This window comes from Thalassovita sp. ABM4_323 (assembly GCF_056158665.1).
Genome location: NZ_JBSWTS010000003.1, coordinates 1 through 11,772, shown reverse-complemented (window position 1 = coordinate 11,772; position 11,772 = coordinate 1). Strand labels below are relative to the sequence as shown.

Sequence of the window (11,772 nt, the reverse complement as noted above, 5' to 3'; positions counted from 1 at the left end):
GGTGGCACTGCCCTTGCCGGGGCATTATCAAATCGTAATGTTTTAGCGGCTCAGGGCGCCAGTTGGTTAACATAAACTTCATTATGCGACTTTATACTTAGCGTTGCGATAGTATATTATTGTATGTATGCTGAACTCCTATCACGGAGGCTCCACAGCATGCGCCATTTACTCAAGAAGCTCCTCCCCTCGGTCGCAGTCGCTTTGACCGTGACAGGTTCTTCGCTGCCAATACCCGCCCGCGCGCAGACATACCCGATCGATTGCGCGATCCTCTTGTGCCTGTCTGGCGGCTGGCCTGCTTCCGTCCCTTGCGCCCGAGCCCGCGCCGAATTTATCCGGCGGATTACACCTTGGCCGGTCGAACCACCGCTGCAAATCTGGCGCTGTCCCATGGGCGCCTCCTACGAGAACGATCGGTTACAAAACAACGCTGGCGGCATCTTTGAAGCCTTGTACCGAACCGACAGCCGTCGACCGCTTCAATCCTTGCCAGTAGATAATCTCGTTCCCACCGACCTCGCCCTGCGGCTCGTTCAGGACCGCGCGGACATCGATATCAGCGGGCCAGAGTTCAATTTCGTGCGGTCCATCCGCGTCTTCGATGTACGGTATGCACGACAGCACGAGTCCGGGCGCGATGGGGATTGTAACCGAAGCGCGACCGTGGTCCTCGGCACCTACGGGACCCAAGGCGATTTCTCATGGCAGCGATCTTCGATAACTGCCCTGCCCGAGGCCCATGTGGGACTTGAACGTTGGGGCGAGCATTGCCCTGGCATTTATCACCGATCCGTCTTCGTCGATTGGCGTGACTATGACGGCAACTACGGGTTCGAGCAGGTGAACTACTGACCTGCCGCTACGTAGATTTGTCATGGAAGACGGCGCCTTTGGCTTGCACGACCGCACCGCATACGCTTCGCGGTCCACATGCTGTTTGGCGTTTAGGCAAACACCGCGGGTTCGCTCTGTTCACCCGTCGTCGCTTCTTCCGATCCTCGTCAGCGCATCGAAGTCGATTTCTTGCTTCTGTTCGTCACTTATATCCGGCCGGGTTTCCGATACCGGCTGGGGCCCTTGGACGTCCCACATCACCGCATGTGAGCCTGTCCTCCAGCGATAAACCCAACCAACAACACTGCACCCATCGGTCCCGATCAGATTGGCGATCGCGACGCCCTCACCCTTATCTTCGTTCACTGTTTACTGGCTTCCTGCACTGCGGCGCTGCGAATTGCGGCGTGGGGTTGCAGAGCGTTCACTACGACCGCGCGCCGGGCTTCTTTGATGTTGGCTAACTGGTCCTCGATGAGGAAATGATCATCAGACCGGGAAAGTGGGTTCCCGTGTTCTCAACAATTCATTGGCTTCAAATCCTGTGGTCGGGCTCCGTGGCGGCTTCAACGATCGCCAGAACCTCGAACGGGTCAAAGCCGATGGCGCGCGCCAAGACGACCAGCTCGACAACGTCGACCCGGCGCTGGCCGCTCTCAAGGCGGGCAATAAGGGACTGGTGGCATCTGAGCCTGTCTGCCAGGTCTTTCTGACCAAGGCCCGCTTTGACACGGGCGTCGACCAACGCCTGACAGAGTGCCACTTGTCCCTTGCTTCTGATTGTCTTTGCCACGCGTCACATACCTTTTGTGACGTCGCTAGCGGATGAAATCTGTTATCTAAAAAGTAGATACTTGAGGGTGTTATCGGCGTCTGGTTTCCATGGGCTGCAAGTCTGATGCTCCCGAGGTTGCCCATCAATCCCCTACCAATTGCAGGAACCGGCCATATTCCTCGCTGACTTCGCGCGCTTCCTCGAAGGCGCGGGCCCGTTCACCGTCGAGGCAACGGAAGTAGCTCTGGATATCCTGAATGTAATCTTCGAAGTCGCCGCGGATGATATCCGCATAGTCCCGCGCGGCCTGCGAATCGCTTGGCAGGAAAGGACGGGATGGCGCAAAGCAGGATTCCGCCAAAACCGGCCCAGGAACGCAGATCAGAAGGGCCATAGCTTGCAATGGGAGCAGGCATGTCAACCTTGGGTTTCTCAAACCTGTTATCTCCTTGATCGCGGACACTGGCCGTGACTAGTGTTTGCGTAACCAAACTACAGCCAAAGCACGATATTACATCTTGCGGTTGATAATATACTATCGTAACTCTGGGCTTCAAGTAGGAATGCCTGGGGTCGCGCCATTGGAGAAAGCGTGAGCCGGGCCATGAACTGGGACATCGAAGCACCAAATGTGGTTACGGAAGCCAGGTTCCGCGAACTCGTGGAAAGCGGCTATAGCGCAGAAATCCTGTGCCAAGAGTCGGCACACAAGAAAGGCCCCAGCTATTACGGGGTCTGGATCATGCGTGTTGTCTCTGATGACGGGGTGGAAAAGCTCCTCGTCACCGCCCGCACGCGGACGACCTACAACGATATCAAGATCCGCGAGTTCAAGACGATCTCCGGCGTGGTGTCTTTCTTCATTGGCCTTGGTTTTGCGCATGTCGACCTGCCGCTTGAGGCGGGGACAAGCCGTACGCACAAATTTGCGCCGCCAGACAAAGCCCCATCAGACAAGGGCGCTGGCAGCTAACCTCGTCTGTCTCTGGCTGGTCGCAGCACCTGCCTCAGCGCAAATGGTCCTGGTCATGGAGAGCGACGGCTCCCTGACCCCGTCCCGCTCTCAGAGCAGCTTTGCTCGAAACTACAATGAAGGGATTGGTCAGAGTTCGGCCTCCGATGGGATCGCGATCTTCGGCGAGGTAGAGGCCGAGCAAGAGGGCGTCCAAGTCGCGGCCCTTGCCCGCCCGACTCCCCTGCCCCGCGCCGATGTCCTCTCCGGGATTCAGACCACGGCCTTGCGCTATGCCGGCCATCCCGGCCTGCGTCGCGCGGGGCTTTCCGTGACGGATTGGCTAGCTCTCTATCGAGCCAATATCGAGGTTGAGAGCGCCTACCGGCAGGATGCGATTTCAAGTGCAGGTGCCATTGGCCTTGGTCAATTGATGCCAGCGACGGCGCGTGATCTGGGCGTCGACCCGCGTGATCCGCTGCAGAACCTCGACGGCTCTGCCCGCTACCTCGCGATGATGCTGGAGCGCTTCGGCGATCCGCATCTGGCGCTGGCGGCCTACAACGCCGGTCCCGACGCCGTGCGCCAACACGGTGGCATTCCCCCCTACCGAGAAACCCAGAACCACGTGGCCCGTGTCATGGCCGTCGTGGCCCGTTTGGAAGGATCAAATTCATGAAGCACATATCTAACCTGTTTGTTGCGTCGCTCGCGCTCTTCCTGCTCCTCGCAGAGCCTGCGCTTGCTCAAAGCATCGATCTCTCACCGATCCAGAGCCTTTTACAGGGCATCGTCGATGCATTGACCGGCCCGCTTGGTGTTGTCATCGCAACGCTCGCGGTCCTCGGCGTTTTCTTGAGCTGGTTCTTCAATATCATTGATCTGCGCCAAGCCCTCTGGGTTCTCGTCGGCATCGCCGGTGTTGCCGCCGCTCCTACCATCGTCGCCGCGGTCTTCGCCGGTGGCTGAGCGCTCGCCACTCTTTCTCGGCCTCGTGCGGCCGCCCAAGCTTCTGGGCCTGCCCATCATGTATGCGATGGTCTGGCTCTTTGGCTCGGTGCTGCTCTTCGTCTGGGTCCAGCACATCGCGGTGCTGGGCGTGGCCGCCCTGCTCTACCCCGTGCTTTGGAAGGCGGCCGATTGGGACCCGCGCTTCATCGACGTGATGATGACGGCGCTGCAGGAGACACCGCCCACGCGGAACCGCTCCATCCACGGTGGGGACAGTTATGCCCCGTGATACTGCGCTCGATCTCCGCACGATGACGCCGGACTGGTATGCCCGCGAAACCCGCCTCGCGCATATGCTTCCCTATGTCAGCCTGGTCGATGACCGCACCGTGCGAACCCGGGTCAACGAGCTTTTCCAGTGCATCCGGCTCGACGGGGTCAATAGCTACACGACGGATGATGCCTATCTCGACAAGGTGACCGCGCTTTTTGCCCGGATCATCGCGCAGCTGGGGCCGGAATTCAGCTACTACGTCCACAAGGTCTCCAAGGCGATCACACCGGACCTGGAGCCGGTGCGCGATGACAGTTTTGCTGGAGAAGTTGACCGGCTCTGGCGCAAGAAGCTCGAGACCAGCGGGTTGCGCGACAAAACCCTGACGCTCACCGTCATTCATCGCCCACCCCCAAAAAGCGTTCTGCCCTTCCTGAACCGAAGCGCGCCCGACCGGCTGAAAGAGGCCACCGAGAGGCGTCTGCGTCGGTTGGGCGAGGCCGTGAGCGTGTTCCTGTCGGGCCTCGCCGAGTTGAACCCACGAGTGCTTTCGGCCAAGTCCGGCGAGTTGATCGGCTTTCTGGGGGCGCTGAATACCGGCCAGGAATTGCCGCTTTATCCGGCCAATACCTATGGCTTCCTGTCCTTCAATGTCGCCAATACCCGCGTCACGTTTCAAGGCGATTATTTCGAGCTTTCCGAAGGCGTCGTGGGCCTCCGCTACGGCAAGAGCTTCACCATCGGGGAATATTCCGAGGCAACCTCCTGCACCATGTTCGACATGCTGAACTTGCCGGTCGACATGATCGTCACGCATTCCTTCACGCCGATCAATTCGAACCTCATGGCGGGCCGGATCAAGCGGCAAAAGCGCCAGATGCAGGCCTCCCAGGATGCGGCCCTGTCGCTGATGGAAGCGCTCGACATCGCCGCCGATGATTTGGAGGCCAAGCGCCAGAGCTTTGGTGAGCACCACATGGTCGTGACGATCTTCTGCGATACGCTGGACGAATTGCAGACACTGAGCGCAGAGATCGTCAACGCCGCCGCCGCCGAAGGCGTTAAGATGATCGGTGAGCGGGTCGCCGCCAAGGCGCATTACCTCAGCCAGCATCCCGGCAACCAGCCCAAGCGCGTCCGTGCCAGTGCAATCACCAACCGCAACTTCGCGGATTTCGCGGCGTTTCATCGGACGCAGCTTGGTAAGCCTGCTCAGAAAACACCCTGGGGCAAGGTTATCACCTATCTGCCCACGCCCGAGCAGAGCGCCTATCGTTTCTCCTATCACGAGCAAGGCAGCCCCGACAAAGAACCCACCAGCGGGCATACACTGATCATGGGGCGGCCCGGATCGGGCAAATCAGTGCTGTCGGCCTTTCTCATGACACAAGCCCGTCGAGCAGGGGCGCGGATCTTCGTCTTCGATTACCGTCTCGGTATGGAGATGGCGGTCCGCGCCAATGGCGGCCGCTACGCCTCCCTTAAAGCCGGCCAACCCACAGGCCTCAACCCGCTCTGGACCGAAACCGATAGTCGCGGCACAGCATGGCTCTCGGACTGGCTCGCCACACTGCTCTATCGTGCCGACAAGCCACTGACACCTGCCCAGACCAACCGCATCCAGGAAGTCGTCCGCCAGAACGCGCAGGCCTCCAATCCAGCCCTGCGGAACTGGAAGGATTTCGCATCGCTCTTTGTGTCGACCGACGATGGCGGCGATCTGCACCAGCGCCTGCTCGAATGGACGGAAGAGGGCCGCTACGGCTGGATCTTCGGACAAACGCTGGAAGACACCTTCTCGCTTGAAGGCGATGTCGTTGGCTTCGATCTCACCGGCATTCTCGACAGCGAGGCCGAGAAAGAACGCATGGCCGTCCTCTCCTATCTCTTCCGCCGGGTCGAGCGCGAGATCGAGGATCGCCGTCCCACCATCATCGTGATCGACGAGGCCTGGAAGGCGCTCGACAACGCGTATTTCGCAGAGCGGCTGTCGAACTGGCTCGTGACCGCGCGCAAGCAGAACACCGTCGCGGTGATGATGACGCAATACGCAAGCCAGCTCGAGCGCACGCGGACCGGCAAGACCATCGTCGAGGCGGTGCCGACGCAGATCCTGCTCCCGAACATCCGCGCCCATGCCGCCGACTACGCGATGCTGAACCTCTATGAGAAGGAACTCGACGTGCTTCTCAACACCGGCAGCGACAGCCGCCTTGCGCTCATCCGCGACGACCAGGGCTCGATCGTCGTCGATGCCGATCTGAGCGCCCTCGGGCCCAATCTCACCATCCTCGGCGGCATGGAAAAAGGCGAGGCGCTGGTCGGCGCCGATTACCGCGACCGCCCGGACTTCTGGAGACTTTCATGACACGCATTTTGTTGCTCCTTGCCGCGTTTGGCACTTTGGCTTCCTGCGCCCAGTACCAAGAACCGCAGGCCAATTGCTTTACCTTCCTCGCCTCGACGGCACCTGTCGCACCCGAATGTTCCTTCACGCCCCTTGGCACCCCGGAGGGTGACGTTGAGGTCTAAGCTGCCTCATATCGTGGCGCTTTGCCTGCTGCCCGGTCTCGCCTTGTCTCAAGGCGTGCCGACCAATGACAGTGGGCTGACCGCGCGCGATATCGTCGAGACCGGCGATCGCGAGGCCGACCTTGCGATCCAGGCCGACAAGCTGTCCGTGCGCGAGCTCATCGCCGAGATCGAACGCGAGCAACTCGCAACCCTGCAGCGCATCCTCGATGCCCAGACCAGCTTTGGTGGTCAGGGCCTGCCGGCGATGGTCTCTGGGCTGGAAAGCGGCAGCGGCGATCCGGACCGTTCCGTCGAAGCGGTCTACGGCAATGCCGAGATCAACCCCAATCCCGGCGGCGCACAGATGTTCGGGGACGCATCGGAAAACATCGAGCAGCTCATCATCCGCGTCGCCCAGGAAACCAGCGGGTTTGCCGGTGTGGGCCGCGCGGGCCTCTCCCCAGTCCAATGGCGCGCACTCCTACAGGCGCTCATCTGGCAGGAAAGCCGGTTTACCATCGGCGCGCGCTCGCCGGTCGGCGCCTTTGGTCTCACCCAGATCATGCCCGGCACCGCCAGCGATCTCGGCATCAACCCGGAATACTACGACAGCCCCTACCTGCAGGTGCATGGCGGCGCGCGCTATCTCGCAACGCAACTGAACACCTTAGACGGTGATATCATCAACGCGCTCGCCGCCTATAACGCAGGACCCGGCCGGGTGTTTGAATATGGCGGTGTCCCGCCCTTTGCCGAGACCCAGCATTACGTCCAGGTCATTCCCGAACGCTACAATCTCTATCTGAGCCGCATCGGTGGCATCGAAGCGCTCGGCACGATCGACCCCGCGTTACTGGCCAATGCCAACCTCTCGATCACCGGGCATGGGGCTGCCCTCTATGGCAACAACTCTCCTGCCGCGATCAGGCAGGCCGCCCTGCGCATCGCGGATATCGTGGAACGGATTTCCGAAACGGAAGATGTTCAGGAAAGCATCGCGCTCAACACCTATGCCCGCGCCGAACTCGTGCGTCTCGTCGCGGCCCGCATCCGGCTACAGGCGGCGCGCACCCGCATCCTTTCCGCCGAAGAACTGGCGCAGGCCAGCGCCCGCATGGCCAAGGGCGCCTTCATGGAATTCACGATCAGGGAGATAGACTGATGAGAGATTTGCTCATGAGGACGGCCTTGGCCACGACGCTTGGGATTGGCCTGCATCTGGCAGCCCTCTCCCCTGCCGCGGCGCAAGGCGTGCCCGTCGTCGACACGCAAAACATCGCGCAAAACATCCAGCAGCTCCGGCAGATGATCGAAGACGAGATCTTGCAAAACGAGCAGCTGACGCAGCTCCGCGAACAGCTTGCCACACTCACGGACCAACTCGCGGAGCTGCAAAGAACCTACGAGGCCCTCACCCGCCTCGCCGATCTTCCAGAAATCATCCGCACCGAGATGGAGGATGAGCTGAACGGCCTGCTCGATCAGGAGTTCGGAGACATCCTCGCCACCATCGAAGCGATCAAGACGGGAGACTTTTCTGGCCTGTCCGGTTCCGGTGCGGGCGAAATCGAAACCCAGATGGACCGGGTACTGGCCGATCTCGGATTTGACGATGACACCCTCTCGGAAATGGCCACCAGCGGAAATCCCGGGGCCAACCGCGTGGCGACGCAGGCCACCACCGGCGCGCTCGTCTCGGCGGCGGCCCAGAACAGCTACGAGGACGCGGGCCAATCGCTGGAACGCGTCGACCGGTTGGTCGGTCTCATCGATGACATGGATGAACTCAAGGAAAGCGTCGATCTCAACACCCGCGTAACGGCGGAGCTTGCCATCGCACTGGTCGCCATGTGGCAGCTTGAGGCCGTGCGGACCGTGGGCGATGGCACCGGCGGTGTGATCGATGCCGCCACCATTGCCGAGGAGCAGCGGTTTATGGACTTCACGCTGCCCGAGTTGCGGGCAGACTGATCAAGGGTTGTGACAGGTGGCGAGTGAACAAGAAATCATCGAAGAAGAGCTGGTCTATGGCGCGCTGCGCCGCGAACGGCTCTGGCAACGCCTTGGCCTGATGGGCCTTGTCTTTGGTGTCATCGGCTGTCTGAGTGCCGCGGCTGTCTCGATCCTCGATGTCGACCCGCCCCCCGTCGTTGTCCCCTATGATCCCGCCACCGGCTTCGCACTCCCCGAAGCCTCGGTGGGCGCCTCCTCGGTGACCGCCAACCAGGCGATCATCGAGGCGGAGGTGTTCCGCTATGTGACCGACCGGGAGGTCTATAACCAGCTCGACAACGATCTGCGCATCCGCAACGTCCTGCGCCGCTCGGACGGAGCTGCCGAGAGCGGGCTGCGCCAGATCTGGAACAGCGCCAACGAGAATTATCCGCCGACGGTCTATGGCCCGAACGCCCGGCTCGACGTGGAAATCCTCAGCATCAACCGGATCGGTACGAACCGCGCCACCGTCCGCCTGCGCAAGCGCCTGACATCCATCAATGGCGTCCAAACGGGGCTCTTCACCGCCACGCTTCTCTTCGAGTTCCGTCCCGAGACCCGCCGCTCCATCGATGAGGTCTGGACCAACCCCTTCGGCTTCACGGTCCTCGAATATTCCATCCGCTCCGACAGATTGGAGAACTGACGTTGTTGTTCACAAGATCGCTTGTTTTTGTCATTGCCCTGTTGCCCGGCCTTGCCTCCGCCGAAGCCATCCCGCGCGGCGGTCCCAATGACAATCGGGTTCGGCTGGCCACCTATCAGGAGGGCCAGGTCTATCGTCTCAATGTCTCGCTGACCCACGTGACCACCGTTGAGTTCGGCGAAGGCGAGAGCATCCGCTCGATCATTGCCGGCGACACGGAGGGCTTTGAAATTGACGGTGTCCCGGGCGGGCAGGCCTTTGCGATCAAGCCGGTGGCGCGCGGGGTGCATACCAATGTGACCGTCTACACGAACAGGCGCAGTTATTACTTCAACGTCCAGGAGACCCGCAGTCCGACCTTTTACGTGGTCCAGTTCCGCTACCCCGAAGACAATACGCGGCCCACACGTGCCATAGCGGCCCAAGCGCCGAACTATAATTACGGTGCCAGCGCGCGGACCGAGTTCACCCCCACCCGTGTCTGGGATGACGGGACCTTTACGTATTTCGAATTTCCGCGGAACGCGCCGGTGCCTGCGATCTTCCGCTACGCCAATAGCCGAGAAAGGACAGTCAACACGACGGCCACCGCGGACGGCGTGATCCGGATTTCCGGGGTGAACAGGCAATGGGTGCTGCGGATCGGTGACGAGGTGGTCTGTATCGAGGCCACACCACCTGCGGGGGTCGGATCATGAGCGAAACCGGAAACGCGGACCTCGAAAAGCGCCTCGCCGCCCTCGAGCAAGGCAAAGGCGCGAGCTCACCCCCTTCCCCACGGCGCTCTCCCCTGCTCGCTTTGGTCGTTGTCCTCGTGATCGGCATAGGTGGTTCACTGCTCTATTTCATGTCCCAACCCGAGGAAGAGGAAGCCCTGCCCACGGCCACACCGGACGTCTTCCAGAACGAAGGCGACGGGTTTGGCGCCATCGAAACCCTTCCCCCACCAGAGCCCGAAGTCGTTCTGGTCGCACCAGAGCCGGTGGAACCCAATGCCGAGCTCTTGGCGCAACTCGCCGCCCTGCAGGCGCAGATCGAGGAATTGCGCAACGCGCCCGAACCGGTGGTCGAAGAAGATACCGCTGCCGCCGAAGCGATCGATGCGCTGACGGCCCAGATCGCGGCTCTGCAAGCGGCGTCAGAAGCCGCGCAACAGCAGTTTCGCGATGAACTTACGGCACGCGATCGCGAACTGGAGCAACTCCGCATGGACCTCGAACTCGCACAGCTTGAGGCCAATCGCCCCCTTCCAGCACCCATCGGACCCACAGAGGACGAATTGCGTGCGCGGGAAGAAGAACGGCTCCGCCGCGAAGAAGAAGCAAGACGGCTGGCCGAACTTGAACGCCGCGCGGCCGAAGAACGTGCATTCCAAGAACGCCGCATCACCTCGCCCACCATCGCCTTTGGCGGCACCTCAGGCGCGAATGAGACGGCCCTGACCGAACGCACCTTCGGCGAAGTGACGGATTTCGTTCTGAACGGCGCGTTGCCCACTTCGGTGACGCAGGCAGAAGTCATCGCCAATCCGTCCAACACCATCATCCAGGGCACGATGATCCAGGCCGTCATGGAAACCGCCCTAGACAGCTCCCTGCCCGGCCAGACCCGGGCCGTAGTGTCCGAGGATGTGTTCAGTTTCGACGGTTCTCGGCACCTGATCCCGCGCGGATCCCGTCTCATCGGGCGGTATCGCTCTGGTGTCGATATCGCGCAGCGCCGCGTCACGATCGCTTGGGACCGGATCATCCTGCCCGACAATCAAACCATCCAGATCAGCTCCTTCGGCGGTGATGAGTTGGGCCGCTCTGGTGTGACCGGTTTTGTCGACACACGCTTCGATGAGCGTTTCGGCTCGGCGGCGCTGATTTCATTGATATCAGCAGCGCCAAGCGCCGCCGCAGCAAATGTTCAGGATGAGACCGCCGCAGATGTGCTCGAAGACGTGGGCGATGATCTGGCCGATGCCACGGATAGTGTGATTGGCGACTACCTCTCCATCGGTCCAGTCATCTACGTTGACCAAGGCGCCCGCGTCACTGTCATGGTCGACCGCGATCTGGAGATTTTTTGATGCCATGTCGCTGAGCTATCTCCAGACCTCGCTTGATCGGATCGACGCCGCCGCACGCGACGATGTCATCGAGATCTGCATCAATCCCGATGGCACCTGCTGGGGAGAACTCCAGGGCGATCACTTCATGCGAAAGCTGGAGCAGGCGTTGACCACGACAGAGGTGAAAGACCTCGGCAACCAGATCGCCTCTTCCGCAAACACCACGATGAGCAAGGACCGCCCCATCGTCTCGGTCTCGATCACCTACAAGGGCCGCCCGATCCGGGCCCAGGTCATCACACCACCCGCTGTGCTCTCTGCCATGTCGATCAGCCTACGGTTCTTCTCAAGCCTGCCGCTCGACGGGATCGCGCTTGATTTCCTCTACGGCAAAGAACGCAAGCTTGAAGAACTCCGCCTCGAGAAAACCCGCGAACTCCGCGAGGTGGTGGCCGCAGGCGTGATCGACGATGCCCTGGCCTTCTGCGTCGAGAACAAACTCAACCTGATCGTCTCGGGCGGCACCTCAACCGGCAAGACCGTCGTTGCGCGGAAGATCCTCTCGCATGTGCCTGCCGATGAACGGATCGTCACCATCGAGGAAGCCGCCGAGCTTCTGCCGACCCAGCCCAATGCCGTGACCCTCATCGCCAATCGCGATGCGGAATTCCAGACAGCCGACGTGCTGCTCACCGCAACGCTGCGCATGCGCCCGGACCGGATTATCCTCGGCGAGGTGCGCGGCAAGGAGGCCATGACCTTCCTCGAAGCG

General features: G+C 61.1%; 15 protein-coding genes. 13 read left to right on the top strand and 2 right to left on the bottom strand.

Going from position 1 to position 11,772, the window contains the following annotated elements:
* Nucleotides 1-159: 159 nt before the first annotated feature.
* Nucleotides 160-855, top strand: a complete 696-nt coding sequence (locus tag ACXADQ_RS00435) for a hypothetical protein (RefSeq protein WP_173674657.1) — start codon at nucleotides 160-162, stop codon at nucleotides 853-855.
* A gap of 517 nt (nucleotides 856-1,372) precedes the next feature.
* Here the strand turns inward: ACXADQ_RS00435 and ACXADQ_RS00430 are convergent.
* The gene (locus tag ACXADQ_RS00430; protein ID WP_017470289.1) at nucleotides 1,373-1,630 is read right to left on the bottom strand and encodes a helix-turn-helix domain-containing protein; all 258 of its coding nucleotides are present in this window, start codon (nucleotides 1,628-1,630) and stop codon (nucleotides 1,373-1,375) included.
* A 124-nt stretch (nucleotides 1,631-1,754) separates the two neighbouring features.
* Nucleotides 1,755-2,006: a hypothetical protein gene (locus ACXADQ_RS00425; RefSeq protein ID WP_008327366.1), complete on the bottom strand. Its 252-nt coding sequence runs from the start codon at nucleotides 2,004-2,006 to the stop codon at nucleotides 1,755-1,757.
* 210 nt (nucleotides 2,007-2,216) lie between these two features.
* Here ACXADQ_RS00425 and ACXADQ_RS00420 point away from each other — a divergent pair, with 210 nt between their 5' ends.
* From ACXADQ_RS00420 to ACXADQ_RS00365, 12 genes are all read left to right on the top strand, one after another.
* The gene (locus ACXADQ_RS00420) at nucleotides 2,217-2,585 is read left to right on the top strand and encodes a hypothetical protein (RefSeq protein ID WP_008327368.1); all 369 of its coding nucleotides are present in this window, start codon (nucleotides 2,217-2,219) and stop codon (nucleotides 2,583-2,585) included.
* Between the two features lie 43 nt (nucleotides 2,586-2,628).
* Nucleotides 2,629-3,243: a lytic transglycosylase domain-containing protein gene (locus ACXADQ_RS00415; RefSeq protein ID WP_197922768.1), complete on the top strand. Its 615-nt coding sequence runs from the start codon at nucleotides 2,629-2,631 to the stop codon at nucleotides 3,241-3,243.
* Entirely contained in the window at nucleotides 3,240-3,533 is a 294-nt protein-coding gene (locus ACXADQ_RS00410) for a TrbC/VirB2 family protein (protein ID WP_475313787.1), read from the top strand. The genes ACXADQ_RS00415 and ACXADQ_RS00410 overlap by 4 nt, the downstream gene beginning before the upstream one ends.
* Nucleotides 3,526-3,804 (top strand): VirB3 family type IV secretion system protein, encoded by a 279-nt coding sequence (locus tag ACXADQ_RS00405; protein ID WP_008327373.1) that lies wholly within the window; start codon nucleotides 3,526-3,528, stop codon nucleotides 3,802-3,804. Before ACXADQ_RS00410 ends, ACXADQ_RS00405 begins: the two co-directional genes overlap by 8 nt.
* Entirely contained in the window at nucleotides 3,794-6,157 is a 2,364-nt protein-coding gene (locus ACXADQ_RS00400; protein WP_475313785.1) for a VirB4 family type IV secretion/conjugal transfer ATPase, read from the top strand. The genes ACXADQ_RS00405 and ACXADQ_RS00400 overlap by 11 nt, the downstream gene beginning before the upstream one ends.
* A complete protein-coding gene (locus ACXADQ_RS00395) occupies nucleotides 6,154-6,321 on the top strand; it encodes a hypothetical protein (protein WP_475313781.1) in 168 nt (55 codons plus the stop codon). Before ACXADQ_RS00400 ends, ACXADQ_RS00395 begins: the two co-directional genes overlap by 4 nt.
* A gap of 55 nt (nucleotides 6,322-6,376) precedes the next feature.
* Nucleotides 6,377-7,465 carry a lytic transglycosylase domain-containing protein gene (locus ACXADQ_RS00390; protein ID WP_475314241.1) on the top strand — a complete coding sequence of 363 codons (1,089 nt, stop codon included), beginning with the start codon at nucleotides 6,377-6,379 and terminating at the stop codon, nucleotides 7,463-7,465.
* Nucleotides 7,465-8,274, top strand: a complete 810-nt coding sequence (locus tag ACXADQ_RS00385) for a type IV secretion system protein (protein ID WP_475313778.1) — start codon at nucleotides 7,465-7,467, stop codon at nucleotides 8,272-8,274. Before ACXADQ_RS00390 ends, ACXADQ_RS00385 begins: the two co-directional genes overlap by 1 nt.
* A 16-nt stretch (nucleotides 8,275-8,290) precedes the next feature.
* Nucleotides 8,291-8,944 carry a VirB8 family type IV secretion system protein gene (locus ACXADQ_RS00380; RefSeq protein WP_475313775.1) on the top strand — a complete coding sequence of 218 codons (654 nt, stop codon included), beginning with the start codon at nucleotides 8,291-8,293 and terminating at the stop codon, nucleotides 8,942-8,944.
* A gap of 2 nt (nucleotides 8,945-8,946) precedes the next feature.
* Nucleotides 8,947-9,642 carry a TrbG/VirB9 family P-type conjugative transfer protein gene (locus ACXADQ_RS00375; RefSeq protein WP_475313771.1) on the top strand — a complete coding sequence of 232 codons (696 nt, stop codon included), beginning with the start codon at nucleotides 8,947-8,949 and terminating at the stop codon, nucleotides 9,640-9,642.
* Entirely contained in the window at nucleotides 9,639-11,018 is a 1,380-nt protein-coding gene (locus ACXADQ_RS00370) for a TraB/TrbI/VirB10 family type IV secretion system protein (RefSeq protein WP_475313767.1), read from the top strand. The genes ACXADQ_RS00375 and ACXADQ_RS00370 overlap by 4 nt, the downstream gene beginning before the upstream one ends.
* A gap of 4 nt (nucleotides 11,019-11,022) precedes the next feature.
* Nucleotides 11,023-11,772, top strand: a 750-nt coding sequence (locus tag ACXADQ_RS00365; RefSeq protein ID WP_475313762.1) for an ATPase, T2SS/T4P/T4SS family, incomplete at its 3' end; no start/stop codon positions are given.

Bases quoted from the DNA above. Each gene is read 5' to 3' on its own strand.
- ACXADQ_RS00435 (WP_173674657.1), top strand. From the start codon at position 160: ATGCGCCATTTACTCAAGAAGCTCCTCCCCTCGGTCGCAGTCGCTTTG.
- ACXADQ_RS00425 (WP_008327366.1), bottom strand. From the start codon at position 2,006: ATGGCCCTTCTGATCTGCGTTCCTGGGCCGGTTTTGGCGGAATCCTGC.
- ACXADQ_RS00420 (WP_008327368.1), top strand. From the start codon at position 2,217: ATGAACTGGGACATCGAAGCACCAAATGTGGTTACGGAAGCCAGGTTC.
- ACXADQ_RS00415 (WP_197922768.1), top strand. From the start codon at position 2,629: ATGGTCCTGGTCATGGAGAGCGACGGCTCCCTGACCCCGTCCCGCTCT.
- ACXADQ_RS00410 (WP_475313787.1), top strand. From the start codon at position 3,240: ATGAAGCACATATCTAACCTGTTTGTTGCGTCGCTCGCGCTCTTCCTG.
- ACXADQ_RS00400 (WP_475313785.1), top strand. From the start codon at position 3,794: ATGCCCCGTGATACTGCGCTCGATCTCCGCACGATGACGCCGGACTGG.
- ACXADQ_RS00395 (WP_475313781.1), top strand. From the start codon at position 6,154: ATGACACGCATTTTGTTGCTCCTTGCCGCGTTTGGCACTTTGGCTTCC.
- ACXADQ_RS00385 (WP_475313778.1), top strand. From the start codon at position 7,465: ATGAGAGATTTGCTCATGAGGACGGCCTTGGCCACGACGCTTGGGATT.
- ACXADQ_RS00370 (WP_475313767.1), top strand. From the start codon at position 9,639: ATGAGCGAAACCGGAAACGCGGACCTCGAAAAGCGCCTCGCCGCCCTC.